We start from the raw sequence: 16,257 nt of genomic DNA on the forward strand, positions 1-16,257 counted from the left end.
GGTGCCGAAGGCGCGGTTCACAGCGTGGAGCGCAGCCACTGCTCCACGCTCGCGATGTGCACCGTCGCCCAGGACCGCGCCGCCTCGGCGTCCCGGTCCCGCAGGGCGGCGAGGATCGCCCGGTGCTCGCGCAGGGTCCGGCCGACCGCGTCCTCCTGGGTGAGACCCCGCCAGATCCGGGCCCGGGTGGTGGGGCCGGACAGACCGTCGAGCAGGGAGCACAGCACGGAGTTGCCGGAGCCGCTCACGATGCCCCGGTGGAACTCCAGATCGGCGGCGACGAGGTCCTCCACGGACGGATCGTCCCCCAGCTCGTCCAACTGCCGTGACAGGGCGTCCAGCTGCTCCTCGCTGATCCGGGCGGCCGCGGCGGCCGTCGCGGCCGGCTCCAGGATCCGGCGCACGGCGAGGAACTCGAGCACCGTGTCGTCGCGGTGGAAGTCGACGACGAAACTCAGCGCCTCCAGCAGGAGTTGCGGATCCAGGCTGGTCACGTAAGTGCCGTCGCCCTGCCGCACGTCCAGGATGCGGATCAGCGACAGCGCCCGCACCGCCTCGCGCAGCGAGTTGCGGGACAGCCCCAGCTCGGCGGCCAGTTCGCTCTCCCTGGGCAGGCGGTCACCGGGACGCAGCGCACCCGAGACGATCATTCCCTTGATCTTCTCGATCGCCTCGTCGGTGACTGCCATGACCGGCCTCCCACGCTCTCAGACGTCCGATGTATCCCGCCATTATGCGTCCGTGAAGGAGTCGACGGTTGCCCGGATCCCGTCCCGGCGCCCTCCGCCTCACGACGGGCGGCACCGGCGGCGGAGCCCCCTCGGCCCGGCGCTCGGTACCGCCGGCCGGGACGAGAGGCGCCTCAGGGCCGCCCACGGCCGACGGTTCGGCGAGCCGCGCTGCGGGGCCGGGCGGCGGAGTTGCCTGCGGGCCGGGCTGCTGCCGCCGGCGCCGGCAGCCCGGCGCGTCTCGTGCGAGACGCGAGAGGGGGCGGCCCCGTCGGCGCGGAGCCGCCCCGTCCCGCTACCGGCTCCCGTGCGGAGGAGCCGGGTCAGTGGCGGTCACTTCTTGTCGAGCAGGTCCTGGACGCCCGCCCGGACCTCGTCCGTGGCCAAGCCCCGGATCGTCAGCGTGGTGCGGCGACGCAGCACGTCGTCCGCGGTCTCGGCCCACTCGTGGTCCCGGGCCCAGACGACCTGCGCCCAGATCTCCGGGGCGTCCGGGTGGACGCGCCGGGCCAGCGCCGGGTCCTCGTTCGCCAGGCGGGCGATGTCGAAGGCCAGCGAGCCGTAGTGGGTGGCCAGGTGCCTGGCGGTGTCCGCCGCCATGCGCGGGCCGGGCGCCGGCCCGTCCACCAGCAGCCGGTGCGCCACGGCGCGGGGGTTGGCCACACCCGGCAGCGGCAGCTTCTTCGGCAGCGAGGAGATCGGCTCGAGGTCCTCGCCCAGCGGATGCCCGGGAAGCGCCTGGAGCTTCTGCATCACCGTGCGCCCGATGTGACGGAACGTGGTCCACTTGCCGCCCGCGACGGACAGCATCCCGCCCGGACCCTCGGTGACGACCGTCTCCCGCTTCGCCTTGGCGGTGTCGCCGGGGCCGCCCGGCAGCACCCGCAGACCGGCGAAGGCGTAGGTGATCAGGTCACGGTCGAGCTGCTGGTCGCGGATGGAGAACGCGGCCTCGTCGAGTATCTGCGCGGTGTCCTTCTCGGTGACCGCGACGTCCGCCGGGTCGCCCTCGAACTCCTCGTCCGTGGTGCCCAGCAGCAGCATGTCCTCCCAGGGGAGGGCGAAGGTGATCCGGTACTTGTCGATCGGCGTGGCCAGCGCGGCCTTCCACGGGGACGTCCGCTTCAGGACCAGGTGCGCGCCCTTCGACAGGCGGATGGACGGCGCCGCGTCGGGGTTCTCCATGCGGCGCAGGTGGTCGACCCAGGGGCCGGTCGCGTTCAGCACCAGGCGTGCGTCGACGCCGAACTCGTCGCCCGAGAGGCGGTCGCGCAGCTCGGCGCCGGTGACCCGGCCCCGGGTGAAGCGCAGGCCCGTCACCTCGGCGTGGTTGAGGACGACGGCGCCCGACTCGGCGGCCGCGCGGACCGTCATCAGCGCCATGCGCGCGTCGTTCATCTGGTCGTCGCCGTACACGGCGACGGCCCTGAGGTTGTCGGTGCGCAGCTCCGGCACGTCCCGCGCGGCCCTGGCCGGGGAGAGCAGGTGGCCGACGCCGTCGCCGAAGGCGGACAGCGCCGAGTACGCGAAGACACCGGCCCCGAGCTTCGCCGCGCCGTGCGGCCCGCCCTTGTACACGGGGAGGTAGAACGTGAGCGGGTTCGCCAGGTGGGGGGCCACCTGACGGGAGACCGCACGGCGCTCGAAGTGGTTCTCCGCCACCAGCTTCACGGCGCCGGTCTGCAGGTAGCGCAGACCGCCGTGGAGCAGCTTGGAGGAGGCGGAGGAGGTGGCGCCGGCGAAGTCGCCGGCGTCCACCAGAGCCACCCTGAGGCCGGACTGCGCGGCGTGCCAGGCGGTGGAGATGCCCAGGATGCCGCCGCCGATCACGAGAAGGTCGTACGACGCCTTGGAGAGCTGCTCCCGGGTCTCGGCGCGGCTCGGGTTCGAGCCGGACGCCGGGTGCGTCCCCAGGGCAGGCACGGACTGCAGGGTGGACTGGGTGGTCATGGCGGTTCTTACTCCTCGTCCTCGAGCCAGCCCATGGTCCGCTCGACGGCCTTGAGCCAGCTCTTGTACTCACGGTCGCGGGTCTCCGCGTCCATGCGGGGGGTCCACTCGGCGGCCCGCCGCCAGTTGGCGCGCAGGTCGTCGGTGCTGTTCCAGAAGCCGACGGCCAGGCCGGCGGCGTAGGCGGCGCCGAGGCAGGTGGTCTCGGCGACCATCGGGCGCACCACGGGGGCGTCCAGGAAGTCCGAGAGCGTCTGCATCAGCAGGTTGTTGGAGGTCATGCCGCCGTCGACCTTGAGGGCGGTGAGCTCCACGCCGGAGTCCTTGGTCATGGCGTCCGCGATCTCCCGCGTCTGCCAGGCGGTGGCCTCCAGCACGGCGCGCGCGAGGTGCGCCTTGGTCACGTACCGGGTGAGGCCGGCGATCACACCGCGGGCGTCGGAGCGCCAGTACGGGGCGAACAGTCCGGAGAAGGCCGGGACGAAGTAGGCGCCGCCGTTGTCCTCGACGGAGAGCGCGAGGGTCTCGATCTCGGCGGCGGTGGAGATCAGGCCCATCTGGTCGCGCATCCACTGCACCAGCGAACCGGTGACGGCGATCGAGCCCTCCAGGGCGTAGACCGTGTCCTGGTCGCCGATCTTGTAGCCGACCGTGGTCAGCAGGCCGCTGTAGGAGTTGATGATCTTGTCGCCGGTGTTCATGACCATGAACGTGCCGGTGCCGTACGTGGACTTGGTCTCGCCCTCGGCGAAGCAGGTCTGGCCGAACAGGGCCGCCTGCTGGTCGCCCAGCGCCGACGCGACGGGGATACCGCCGAGCAGGTCGCCCAGCTTGCCGCCCCTGATCTCGCCGTAGACCTCGGCGGAGGAGCGGATCTCCGGCAGCATCGCGGTGGGGACGCCGATGGATTCGGCGATCCTCTCGTCCCACTGCATGGTGTGCAGGTTCATCAGCATGGTGCGGGAGGCGTTGGTGACGTCGGTGACGTGGTGGCCGCCGTCGACACCGCCGGTCAGGTTCCAGATGACCCATGAGTCCATGGTGCCGAAGAGGATGTCGCCGGCCTCGGCGCGCTCCTTGAGGCCCTCGACGTTGTCGAGCAGCCAGCGGGCCTTCGGACCGGCGAAGTAGGAGGCGAGGGGGAGCCCGGTCTCGCGGCGGAAACGGTCCTGGCCGACGTTGCGGCCGAGCTCGCGGCAGAGGGCGTCGGTACGGGTGTCCTGCCAGACGATGGCGTTGTGGACGGGCTCGCCGGTGTTCCTGTCCCACAGCACGGTGGTCTCGCGCTGGTTGGTGATGCCGATGGCCTTGATGTCGTCGCGGGTGATGCCGGCCTTCTCGACGGCCCCGGCGACGACCTCCTGCACGTTGGTCCAGATCTCGGTGGCGTCGTGTTCGACCCAGCCCGGCTTGGGGAAGATCTGCTCGTGCTCCTTCTGGTCGACGGAGACGATGCGGCCGTCACGGTCGAAGACGATGCAGCGGGACGAGGTGGTGCCCTGGTCGATGGCGGCGATGAACGGGCCGGCGGTGTGGGCGTCGGTCACTGTGTGCTCCTGGGGTGTTCCATGGTTACGGGGCTGGGTGTGCGGCGCTTCTTCAAGGTTCGCGCCTCGCGTCGATCCGGTCACCTATGCGATGGCGAGGTTGTAGAACCCGGCCGCGAGGGCGCCGCCGGCCAGCGGGCCGGCCACCGGGATCCAGGCGTAGGACCAGTCCGAGCCGCCCTTGTTGGGCAGCGGGAGCAGCGCGTGCACGATGCGCGGACCGAGGTCGCGGGCCGGGTTGATCGCGTAACCGGTCGGGCCGCCCAGCGACAGACCGATGGAGACGACCACGAGCGCCGTGATCAGGCCTCCGAGCACACCGAGGCCGTTGCCCGCGTCGTTCAGGCCCTGGGTGAGGATGGCGAGCAGCAGCACGAAGGTGCCGATGATCTCCGTGGCGAGGTTCTGCACCGTGTGCCGGATCTCCGGACCGGTGGAGAAGATGCCGAGCACGGGGCCGGCGCCCTTCTCCTGTGCCTCGACGGACTTGGCGGCGGTGACCTGCGTGCCCGGACCGCCGACGATCTCCTCGTCGGTGAGGTGGGCCTGGAACTGGCCGTAGTAGGCGATCCAGACGAGCGTCGCGCCGATCATCGCGCCGAGGAGCTCACCGGCGAAGTAGACCGGAACGTTGCTCCACTCGCCGTCCTTGACGGCGAGCGCCACGGTCACGGCGGGATTGAGGTGGGCGCCGGAGAGCGGCCCCGCGATGTACACCGCCGTCATGACGGCGAAGCCCCACCCGAAGGCGATGGCGAGCCAGCCGGCGTTACGGGCCTTGGAGGCTTTGAGCGTCACGGCGGCACACACACCGCCGCCGAGCAGGATGAGTATGGCGGTACCGATGGTCTCGCCGATGAAGATGTCGGAGCTGGACACCCGCGACTCCTTTGTCCTTCGTCCAGGGAAGCCGACCCCCGGGTCCCACCGGGGATTGGCGCCCTCAGGGGGTGAGAGCGATGCCGGCCCTTGGCGTTGTCACACTCTAGCGCGTATTACCGGTAGGTGTTCGACAATGCCGACCGATGGACGGGAGTCTTGCCCGGTGCCACAGATGCGTCAAGAGTTTGGCTGCCGGAAGCGCGATCGTTATGGAGCGTCCCGGGCTGTCGATCTTCGTGGCGGTTCCGCCGCCTCACGCCCGGTATGACCGGCCGGGGAACGGCCGGGACCGGAACGCCGCACGGCGTTCCGGTCCTCGATCTCCTTCGGGTCAGAACCGCCCGGCGCCCAGGTCCCGCGAGACCGCGCGGGCGCAGTCGCGCACCGCCGCGATCAGCTCGGGCCGCAGCTCGCCGTCCCGGCGCAGCCGCTCCACCGCCCCCGCGATGCCGACCGCGCCCACCGGCATGCGACGCCGGTCGTGGATGGGGGCGGCCAGCGAGGCGACGCCCTCCCAGGTCTCCTCCACGTCCGCCGCGTACCCGCGCGCGCGGGTCAGGTCGAGGAGGTGCTCGAAGGCGTCGAGGTCGCACACGGTGCGGTCGGTGAAGGCCTTGCGGTCGGCCTCCAGGGCCTCGCTGTGGGCCACCGGGTCGTAGGCCGAGAGCACCTTGCCCAGGGCCGTGGAGTGCAGCGGCTGCATGGCCCCGATCTCCAGGACCTGCCGGCTGTCGTCGGGCCGGAAGACGTGGTGCACGATCAGCACGCCCTGCTGGTGCAGCACGCCCAGGTAGACGCTCTCCCCGCTGGAGCGGGCCAGGTCGTCGGTCCACACCAGGGCGCGCGCCCGCAGTTCGTGCACGTCGAGGTAGGTGGTGCCCAGGCGCAGCAGCTCGGCGCCCAGCTGATAGCGCCCGGAGGCGTCGTCCTGCTCCACGAAGCCCTCCTGCTGCAGTGTGCGCAGGATGCCGTGGGCGGTGCCCTTGGCGAGGCCCAGCGACGAGGCGATGTCCGACAGGCCGAGGCGTCGCTCGCCGCCCGCGAGCAGCCGCAGCATGGCCGCCGCCCGCTCGAGCGACTGGATGTTCCGTGCCATCGCCGTACTGCCTCCGTCCCCTTCGACCGCCGACTCGCGGCGCCGATGCCGCTGTTCGGCAATGCCGAACACTACCGGTCCATGTCGACCTCTTGCTAACGGTCGGCCGTGATCGGTTCCCCGACTCCCGCCCCCTGCACCGTGTTCCGGCCATCATCGTCCGCCCCGTGGACTCCCCGAACATCAGGGCGCGGTCCCGGCTACCCTGACGGCGTGCGCCCTGCCGGGAAGCCGACATGAAGCTCTCCGGACAGCCGCAAAGCCGACAGCCGTCGCACCTGAGGGAGCCCCATTCATGGCCTCGTCGCCGCTGACCCCTTCCGCCGACAGCCGGACCCGTGCGTCCGCGCTCCGAGAGGCACTCGCCACCCGTGTGGTGGTCGCCGACGGAGCGATGGGCACCATGCTCCAGGCCCAGGACCCCACTCTCGAGGACTTCCAGAACCTCGAGGGCTGCAACGAGATCCTGAACCTGACCCGCCCGGACATCGTCCGTTCGGTCCATTCGGAGTACTTCGCCGTCGGAGTCGACTGCGTCGAGACCAACACCTTCGGCGCCAACCTGACCGCCCTCGGCGAGTACGACATCGCCGAACGCGTCACCGAACTCTCCGAAGCCGGCGCCCGCATCGCCCGCGAGGCGGCGGACGAGTTCGCCGCGCGCGACGGACGGCCCCGCTGGGTCCTGGGTTCCATGGGCCCGGGCACCAAGCTGCCCACCCTCGGCCACACCACGTTCGCCGCCATCCGCGACGCCTACCAGCAGAACGCCGAGGGCCTGCTCGCGGGCGGTGCGGACGCCCTGCTGGTGGAGACGACGCAGGACCTGCTGCAGACCAAGGCGTCCGTCGTCGCCGCCCGCCGCGCGATGGAGACCGCCGGGTTCGAGGTGCCGCTGATTGTGTCGGTCACGGTCGAGACGACGGGCACCATGCTGCTCGGCTCCGAGATCGGCGCGGCGCTGACCGCCCTGGAGCCCCTCGGCATCGACATGATCGGCCTGAACTGCGCCACCGGGCCCGCCGAGATGAGCGAGCACCTGCGGTACCTGGCCCGCCACTCCCGCGTCCCGCTCTCGTGCATGCCGAACGCCGGCCTGCCCGAACTCACCAAGGACGGCGCGCACTACCCGCTCGCCCCGGCCGAGCTGGCCGACGCCCAGGAGACCTTCGTACGCGACTACGGCCTGTCCCTGGTGGGCGGCTGCTGCGGCACCACGCCCGAGCACCTGCGCCGGCTCGTGGAGCGGGTGCGCGACGTGGCCCCGGCCGAGCGCGACCCGCGCCCGGAGCCGGGCGCCGCCTCCCTCTACCAGAGCGTCCCCTTCCGCCAGGACACCTCGTACCTGGCGATCGGCGAGCGCACCAACGCCAACGGGTCGAAGAAGTTCCGTGAGGCGATGCTGGAGGGCCGCTGGGACGACTGCGTGGAGATGGCCCGCGACCAGATCCGCGAAGGCGCGCACCTGCTCGACCTGTGCGTCGACTACGTCGGCCGGGACGGCGTGGCCGACATGGCGGAGCTCGCCGGCCGGTTCGCGACCGCCTCCACGCTGCCCATCGTGCTCGACTCCACCGAGGTCGACGTCATCCGCGCCGGCCTGGAGAAGCTCGGTGGCCGCGCCGTGATCAACTCGGTGAACTACGAGGACGGGGACGGCCCCGACTCCCGCTTCGCCCGCGTGACGCGGCTGGCGCGCGAGCACGGAGCCGCCCTGATCGCGCTGACCATCGACGAGGAAGGACAGGCGCGCACCGCCGAGAAGAAGGTGGAGATCGCCGAACGGCTGATCGACGACCTGACCGGCAACTGGGGCATCCGCGAGGAGGACATCCTCGTCGACTGCCTCACCTTCACCATCTGTACCGGTCAGGAGGAGTCCCGCAAGGACGGTCTGGCGACCATCGACGGCATCCGCCTGCTGAAGGAACGCCACCCGAAGGTCCAGACCACCCTCGGCCTGTCGAACATCTCCTTCGGACTGAACCCGGCCGCCCGCATCCTGCTGAACTCCGTCTTCCTGGACGAGTGCGTCAAGGCGGGCCTGGACTCGGCGATCGTGCACGCCTCGAAGATCCTGCCCATCGCCCGGTTCAGCGAGGAGGAGGTCACCACGGCCCTCGACCTCATCCACGACCGGCGCCGCGAGGGCTACGACCCGCTGCAGAAGCTCATGCAGCTGTTCGAGGGCGCCACCGCCAAGTCGCTCAAGGCGGGCAAGGCCGAGGAGCTGGCCGCGCTGCCGCTGGAGGAGCGCCTCAAGCGCCGCATCATCGACGGCGAGCGCAACGGTCTCGAGACCGACCTCGACGAGGCCCTGGGGACCCGCAGGGCGCTGGACATCGTCAACGACACCCTGCTGGACGGTATGAAGACGGTCGGTGAGCTGTTCGGCTCCGGCCAGATGCAGCTGCCCTTCGTGCTCCAGTCCGCCGAGGTGATGAAGAACGCGGTGGCACACCTCGAACCGCACATGGAGAAGACCGACGAGGCCGGCAAGGGCACCATCGTGCTGGCCACCGTCCGCGGCGACGTGCACGACATCGGCAAGAACCTCGTCGACATCATCCTGTCGAACAACGGCTACAACGTGGTCAACCTGGGCATCAAGCAGCCCGTCTCCGCGATCCTGGACGCCGCCGACCAGCACAAGGCCGACGTCATCGGCATGTCCGGCCTCCTGGTCAAGTCGACCGTGATCATGAAGGAGAACCTCGAGGAGCTCAACCAGCGCGGGCTCGCGGCCGACTACCCGGTCATCCTCGGCGGCGCCGCCCTCACCCGCGCCTACGTCGAACAGGACCTGCACGAGATCTACGAGGGCGAGGTCCGCTACGCCCGCGACGCCTTCGAGGGGCTGCGTCTGATGGACGCCCTCATCGGCATCAAGCGCGGCGTTCCCGGCGCCCAGCTGCCCGAGCTCAGGCAGCGCCGGGTCCGCGCGGCCACCGTGGAGGTCGAGGAGCGGCCCGAGGAGGGGAACGTCCGCTCCGACGTCGCCACCGACAACCCGGTCCCCGCCCCGCCCTTCTGGGGCACCCGCGTGATCAAGGGCATCCAGCTCAAGGAGTACGCCAGCTGGCTCGACGAGGGCGCCCTGTTCAAGGGCCAGTGGGGTCTGAAGCAGGCCCGCACCGGCGACGGGCCCACGTACGAGGAGCTCGTGGAGACCGAGGGCCGGCCGAGGCTGCGCGGGCTGCTGGACCGGCTCCAGACGGACAACCTGCTGGAGGCGGCCGTGGTCTACGGCTACTTCCCGTGCGTCTCCAAGGACGACGACCTGATCGTCCTGGACGAGCAGGGCAACGAGCGCACCCGCTTCACCTTCCCGCGCCAGCGCCGAGGCCGCCGGCTGTGCCTGGCGGACTTCTTCCGCCCGGAGGAGTCCGGCGACAGGGACGTCGTGGGCTTCCAGGTCGTCACCGTCGGCTCCCGCATCGGCGAGGAGACCGCGCGGATGTTCGCGGCCGACGCCTACCGCGACTACCTCGAGCTGCACGGACTGTCCGTGCAGCTGGCCGAGGCGCTCGCCGAGTACTGGCACGCGCGGGTGCGCTCCGAGCTCGGCTTCGCGGGCGAGGACCCGGCCGCCATGGAGGACATGTTCGCCCTGAAGTACCGGGGCGCCCGCTTCTCCCTCGGCTACGGCGCCTGCCCGGACCTGGAGGACCGCGCCAAGATCGCCGCGCTGCTCGAGCCGGAGCGCATCGGCGTCCAGCTCTCCGAGGAGTTCCAGCTGCACCCCGAACAGTCCACGGACGCCATCGTGATCCACCACCCCGAAGCCAAGTACTTCAACGCCCGCTGAGGCGCCGCACACGGCACATCAGGCATTCCGGGCCCCGACGACGTACACTGGTCGGTCCACCGCAGGCCGGTTCCCCTCGTGGGAACCGGCCTGATCGTCCCTCAAGGAGGTATGTGGATGACCAGTACGGTCCCCGCGCTCGGAACTCTCACGGCGGAGGGCTCGGCCCTCCAGGCCGTGCTCCTCGACATGGACGGCACGCTCGTCGACACCGAGGGCTTCTGGTGGGACGTCGAGAAGGAGGTCTTCGCCTCCCTCGGCCACACCCTCGACGACGCCTGGCGCCACGTGGTGGTCGGCGGCCCCATGACCCGCAGCGCGGGGTTCCTCATCGAGGCGACCGGTGCCGACATCCCCCTCGCCGAACTCACGGTGCTGCTCAACGACGGCTTCGAGGAGCGCCTCGACGGCGGGCTGCCGCTGATGCCGGGCGCCGCGCGACTGCTCGCCGAACTGTCCGAGTACGAGATCCCCACGGCGCTCGTCTCCGCCTCCCACCGGCGGATCATCGACCGGGTGCTGACGACGCTGGGGGCGCGGCACTTCGCGCTGTCCGTCGCCGGTGACGAGGTGCCGCGCACCAAACCGCACCCGGACCCGTACCTCGCCGCCGCGGCCGGGCTCGGGGCCGACCCCGTGCGGTGCGCCGTCGTCGAGGACACCGTCACCGGGGTCACGGCCGCCGAGGCGGCGGGCTGCCAGGTCGTCGCGGTGCCCTCGGTGGGACCCATCACGCCGGCCGCCCGGCGGACGGTTGTCCCCACCCTGGAAGTCGTGGACCTGACATTTCTGCACGGTTTGATGACGCACATGGGCTAGGCGTTCACGCAGCGTGCGGCGGTGCCGGAAACAGAATTGAGACCACCCGCCTCCCGGCGTGGGGACGTTGTCCCGAAAGGAATTCGATCCGGTTGCCGGCGGTCGAATTCCGGCCCCGTCGACCCCCTTTCACATGTGAGGTTCGCCACACGAAAGGGGGTCGACAACGATGTCCGGGTGTGCCGTCCGTCCGATTTCGGACGTCACGGGAGCGCCCTTGTGTCCCGATTGGTGAGAAGTCGCACTGGTTCATTCCCCTGTCACCTTCTCCGATCCGTTCACACCCGGTTCCACTGCGTGATGAGCGCCCAACTCCGGGCGCCGCGAGCCCTCCTGCGGGCGCGGACTAATGTCGTCGCGAGAACCTCGCCCCCATCCTCGTGATCCGCCGCGACAACCTTGCGTGCCGGATACACGGAGTCGACAGTCCTGGAGAAACTCGAGCATGAACCGCAAGACTTTGGTGCTGGCGGCCGCGATGGGCCTGCTCGCCCCGGTGCTGGCCGCTTGCGGCGACACCGACGGCGGGAGCGGTGGCGGCGATGGGATCGTCGTGGGCACCACGGACCGGTTCACGGCATCCGAGGAGGACGGCAACGCGCCCCTCGACCCGGCCATGGCCTACGACGTCGGCACCTGGAACATCCTGCGGCAGACCGTGCAGACCCTCATGGTCCAGCCCCGCGGTGACGGCGAGCCCGTGCCCGACGCCGCCGAGTCGTGCGGGTTCACCGACGCGGGCAACGAGCGGTACAGCTGCAAGCTGCGCGAGGGCCTGAAGTTCTCCAACGGCGACGCGGTCACCGCGGCCGACGTGAAGTACTCCATCGACCGCGCCCTCGCCATCAAGCACGACAGCGGTGTGTTCGCACTGCTCTCCACCATCGACACCGTGGAGACGCAGGGCGACCAGGAGGTCATCTTCCACCTCAAGGCCGCAGACGCCACCTTCCCGTACAAGCTGTCCACTCCGGTCGCGGGCATCATCAACCCGGACGACTACGAGAAGAACAAGCTGCGCGAGGGCTTCGAGATCAGCGGTTCCGGGCCGTACACCCTCGACGCCGAGGTCGAGGACAACGGGATCGTCCGGGCCGTCTTCACCAAGAACTCGTCCTACAAGGGCGCACTGAAGGTGAACAACGACAAGGTCGAGCTGGTCTCCTACGAGAGCTCCGAGGCCATGGGTGAGGCGCTGGACAAGGGCGACATCCAGGTCATGACCCGCAGCATGTCACCGGAGCAGATCCAGAAGCTCGCCGCCGGCACCGACAGCGCCATCGAACTGGTCGAGTCGCCGGGTCTGGAGATCCGCTACCTGGCCTTCAACACCAAGGCCGAGACCGTCGAGGACAAGGCCGTCCGCCAGGCGATGGCCCAGGTCGTCGACCGCGGCGCGCTCGTCGGCAACGTGTACGGCACCCAGGCCGAGCCGCTGTTCTCGCTGGTCCCCGCCGGTGTCACCGGCCACAACAACGCCTTCTTCAACAAGTACGGCGACCCCAACGTCGCCAAGGCCCGCGAGCTGCTCAAGGATGCCGGCGTGACCACGCCGGTGAAGCTGACGCTGCACTACACCACCGACCACTACGGTCCCGCGACCAAGGGCGAGTTCGAGCAGCTGAGCAAGCAGCTCAACGACAGCGGACTGTTCACGACCGACATCAAGGGCGTCCCCTGGAAGGAGTTCAGCCCCAGTGGACGCAAGGGCAAGTACGACGTCTACGGCATGGGCTGGTTCCCCGACTACCCGGACGCCGACGCCTTCATCTCGCCCTTCCTCGACGCGGACAACTTCCTCAACTCGCCCTACGCCAACCCCGAGATCCGCAAGGACCTGATCCCGGAGTCGCGTCGCCAGGCCGACCGGCTGACCGCCGCCAACACCTTCACGGAGATCCAGGACATCGTCGCCGACGACGTCCCGGTGCTCCCGCTGTGGCAGGGCAAGCAGTACATCGCCACACGCGACGGCATCACCGGCACCGCCTACGCCCTCAACTCGTCCTCGACTCTCCAGCTGTGGGAGCTCGGACGCGGCGCAAGCGGCTGACGGACCAGCACGGGGCCCGGGCCGCCGACACGGCCCGGGCTGGAGAACGACAAGGCGAAACACGTGAATCTGCGCAACCAGTGGCCGGTCCTGCCCATCGTGGCGGGGCTGGCCTCCGGCCTGTTGACCGGCTGCGGCACCGAGAACGGCGGCGGCGCGTCCGGCGGGTCCGGCATCGTGGTGGGGATGTCCGACGACGTCCTGGCCACCGACCCGGCCTCCGGCTACGACCCCGGTTCCTGGCTGCTGTTCAACAACGTCTTCCAGTCGCTGCTCAGCTTCCCCAAGGGAGCCACCGAGCCGCAGCCGGACGCCGCGGAGAGCTGCGGCTTCTCGGACACCTCGACCAGGACGTACACCTGCACCCTGCGGGACGGCCTGAAGTTCAGCAACGGCGAGCCGCTCACCTCGAAGGACGTGAAGTTCTCCTTCGACCGCATGCTGAAGATCAACGACGCCGACGGCCCCGCGGTCATGTTCTCCACGCTCGAAGAGGTCCGCACCCCCGACGACAAGACGGTCGTCTTCCAGCTCAACACGGCCGACGCCGCCTTCCCCAGCAAGATCGCCTCCGGAGCCGGCTCCATCGTCGACCACCGCTCCTACGGCGCCGAGGGCCTGCGCGAGGACGGCGAAGCGGTCGGCTCCGGCCCGTACAAGCTGGACTCGTACGAGAACGACCGGGCCGTGTTCTCCGTCAACGAGCACTACGACGGCACCGCCGTCCCCCGGAACACGGGCGTGACGCTGGAGTTCTTCCACGGCGACCAGAACGCCCTGAAGAAGGCCCTGGAGAACGCCGACGTCGACGTCGCCTACCGCGGCCTCACCGCCGCGGCCATCACCGACGTCGAGGAGGCCGACCGCGGCGGCTCCGGCGGCATCCAGGTCGTCGAGGGCAGCAGCGCCGAGGTCCAGCACCTGGTCTTCAACATGGACGACCCGGTCGCCGGAAAGCTCGGCGTGCGCAAGGCCATCGCCCACCTGATCGACCGTGAGGCGCTCATCCACGAGGTCTACGAGGGCACCGCCACCCCGCTGTACTCGATCGTCCCGGCCGGTGTCGCCGGCCACAACACGGCCTTCTTCGACACCTACGGCGCCCGTCCCTCGAAGGCCAAGGCCGCCGAGGCGCTGGCGGAGGAGGGCGTCAGCGGCAAGGTGAAGCTGACCCTGTGGTCCACCCCGTCCCGCTACGGCCCGGCCACCGACCAGGAACTGAAGACCCTCGCGGGGCAGCTCAACGCCAGCGGACTCTTCGACGCCGACGTCAGGTCCGTCCCCTTCGCCCAGTACGAGAAGGACATCGCGGCCGGAAAGTACGGCGTGTACGTCAAGGGCTGGGTGCCCGACTACCCGGACGCCGACAACTTCACCGGGCCCTTCTTCGGTGAGGGCAACGTACTGGACAACAACTACGACAACCCCACGATCACCGAGTCGCTCCTGCCGCGCACGGCCGCCCAGAGCGACCGCGGTGCCACCGACAAGGACTTCGGGCGGATCCAGGACATCGTCGCCGAGGACGTCCCCGTCCTCCCCGTCTGGCAGGCCAAGCAGTACGCGGTCGTCCAGGACGGTGTGTACGGCCTGGAGTACTGCCTCGACGCCTCGACCGTCTTCAGGTTCTGGGAACTGACCAAGAGCTGACGCCGTACCGACGCGCCGAGGGCGCCCTCCCCGCGTCGGGGGAGGGCGCCCTCGCCGTGTCACGGGCCGCCGCGCTACTGCGCGCCGGGGCGCACCAGCCCGCTCTCGTAGGCGTACACCGCCGCCTGCACCCGGTCGCGCAGGCCCAGCTTGGTCAGCACGTGCCCCACGTGCGTCTTGACGGTGGTCTCGCTGACGAACAGGTCGGCGGCGATCTCCGCGTTGGACAGCCCGCGTGCCACCAGCTTCAGCACCTCGACCTCACGGTCCGTCAGCGTGTGCAGCGTGTCCGGCACGGGCTCGTCGCCGGACGGCAGATGCGTGGCGTACTTGTCCAGCAGCCGGCGCGTGATGCTCGGCGCGAGCATCGCCTCCCCGGCGGCCACCACGCGGATCGCCTGCACCAGCTCGTTGGCCGGGGCGTCCTTCAGCAGGAAGCCGCTGGCGCCCGCCTTCAGCGCCTCCACCACGTACTCGTCGAGATCGAACGTCGTCAGCACCAGCACCTTCGCCGGCCCGTCCCGCTCGGGCCCGGTGATCTGCCGGGTCGCCTCGACCCCGTCCATCCGCGGCATACGGATGTCCATCAGCACCACGTCGGGCTGCAGCGCCCGCACCTGGTCCAGGGCCTGGAGGCCGTCTCCGGCCTCGCCGACGACCGCGAGGTCCTGCTCGGCCTCCAGAATCATCCGGAACCCGGTGCGCAGCAGGGGCTGGTCGTCGACCAGTAGGACGCGGATGGCCACGTAAGTCTCCTTCGCTAGTCCGGCCCCATTCTGCCCTGACGGCCCCCGCCCGGCTCAGCCGCCCTCGACGGGAGGGACCGGGAGGGGGTACGGCGGGGGAGTGCCGCCGAACTCCGGGCAGTGCGCCCGGTGGTCGCACCAGCCGCACAGCTTCGTCGGCCGCGGACGCCAGTCCCCCGTCTCGGTCGCCAGCCGGATCGCGTCCCACAGCGCCAGCAGCTTGCGCTCCACCCGCTCCAGATCGGCGAGGACCGGGTCGTACGTCAGCACGTCACCGCTGCCCAGGTACACGAGCTGGAGCCGGCGCGGGATCACCCGCTTGAGCCGCCACACCACCAGCGCGTAGAACTTCATCTGGAACAGCGCGTCCTCCGCGTACTCCGGGCGGGGCGCCTTGCCCGTCTTGTAGTCGACGATGCGCACCTCCCCGGTGGGCGCCACGTCCACCCGGTCGATGATGCCGCGCAGCCGCAGCCCCGACTCCAGCTCCGCCTCCACGAACAGCTCCCGCTCGGCGGGCTCCAGCCGGCTCGGGTCCTCCAGCGCGAACCAGCGCTCGACCAGCGACTCCGCCTCCGCCAGCCAGCGCGCGAGCCGCTCGCCCTCGGCGTCGTCGGCGAACAGCTCCACGACCTCCGGGCGCGTCTCGCGCAACCGGTCCCACTGGCCCGGCACCAGCGCCTTCGCCCGCGGCACGGTGCGCTCGGCCGCCGGGGCGTCGAAGAGCCGCTCCAGCACCGCGTGCACCAGCGTGCCCCTGGTCGCCGCCTCACTGGGCTTCTCCGGCAGCCGGTCGATCACCCGGAACCGGTACAGCAGGGGGCACCGCATGAAGTCGCTCGCACGCGAGGGGGACAGCGAGGCGGGCGGGGATGCGGACGGACCGCCCGCCGCGGCCGTCTCCGCCGCGGCCGCGCTGCTGTCGGGCCGCGCCGTGCCCTCGGTGCTCGTCTCCATGCCCACAGACCTTACGGCCCG

General features: G+C 70.5%; 10 protein-coding genes and 1 pseudogene. 4 read left to right on the top strand and 7 right to left on the bottom strand.

Annotated elements, in window-relative coordinates:
• Positions 1–17: 17 nt before the first annotated feature.
• From ACZ6A9_RS22450 to ACZ6A9_RS22470, 5 genes are all read right to left on the bottom strand, one after another.
• Positions 18–689, bottom strand: a complete 672-nt coding sequence (locus tag ACZ6A9_RS22450; RefSeq protein ID WP_468988000.1) for a FadR/GntR family transcriptional regulator — start codon at positions 687–689, stop codon at positions 18–20.
• Positions 690–1,061: 372 nt separating this feature from the next.
• On the bottom strand, positions 1,062–2,678 hold the full coding sequence (locus tag ACZ6A9_RS22455; RefSeq protein ID WP_468988002.1) for a glycerol-3-phosphate dehydrogenase/oxidase: 1,617 nt from the start codon (positions 2,676–2,678) through the stop codon (positions 1,062–1,064).
• Between the two features lie 8 nt (positions 2,679–2,686).
• A complete protein-coding gene (gene glpK, locus ACZ6A9_RS22460; RefSeq protein WP_468988003.1) occupies positions 2,687–4,225 on the bottom strand; it encodes a glycerol kinase GlpK in 1,539 nt (512 codons plus the stop codon).
• A gap of 84 nt (positions 4,226–4,309) precedes the next feature.
• Positions 4,310–5,104, bottom strand: a complete 795-nt coding sequence (locus ACZ6A9_RS22465; protein WP_468988005.1) for an MIP/aquaporin family protein — start codon at positions 5,102–5,104, stop codon at positions 4,310–4,312.
• A gap of 334 nt (positions 5,105–5,438) precedes the next feature.
• Entirely contained in the window at positions 5,439–6,203 is a 765-nt protein-coding gene (locus tag ACZ6A9_RS22470) for an IclR family transcriptional regulator (protein WP_189560450.1), read from the bottom strand.
• Positions 6,204–6,498: 295 nt separating this feature from the next.
• Between ACZ6A9_RS22470 and metH the strand changes: the two genes are divergently transcribed.
• From metH to ACZ6A9_RS22490, 4 genes are all read left to right on the top strand, one after another.
• A complete protein-coding gene (metH, locus tag ACZ6A9_RS22475) occupies positions 6,499–10,011 on the top strand; it encodes a methionine synthase (RefSeq protein WP_468988007.1) in 3,513 nt (1,170 codons plus the stop codon).
• A gap of 117 nt (positions 10,012–10,128) precedes the next feature.
• A complete protein-coding gene (locus ACZ6A9_RS22480; RefSeq protein WP_468988008.1) occupies positions 10,129–10,830 on the top strand; it encodes an HAD family hydrolase in 702 nt (233 codons plus the stop codon).
• Between the two features lie 445 nt (positions 10,831–11,275).
• Positions 11,276–12,883 (top strand): ABC transporter substrate-binding protein, encoded by a 1,608-nt coding sequence (locus ACZ6A9_RS22485; protein ID WP_468988009.1) that lies wholly within the window; start codon positions 11,276–11,278, stop codon positions 12,881–12,883.
• Between the two features lie 63 nt (positions 12,884–12,946).
• Positions 12,947–14,533: an ABC transporter substrate-binding protein gene (locus ACZ6A9_RS22490; RefSeq protein ID WP_468988010.1), complete on the top strand. Its 1,587-nt coding sequence runs from the start codon at positions 12,947–12,949 to the stop codon at positions 14,531–14,533.
• Between the two features lie 74 nt (positions 14,534–14,607).
• Here the strand turns inward: ACZ6A9_RS22490 and ACZ6A9_RS22495 are convergent, their stop codons facing one another.
• Positions 14,608–15,279, bottom strand: coding sequence for a response regulator (locus tag ACZ6A9_RS22495; protein WP_189560445.1), 672 nt, complete (start codon positions 15,277–15,279; stop codon positions 14,608–14,610).
• 14 nt (positions 15,280–15,293) lie between these two features.
• Positions 15,294–16,236: pseudogene (locus ACZ6A9_RS22500) on the bottom strand (RecB family exonuclease).
• Positions 16,237–16,257 lie beyond the last annotated feature (21 nt).

The sequence above is a fragment of the Streptomyces sp. NPDC041124 genome (genome assembly GCF_055592385.1).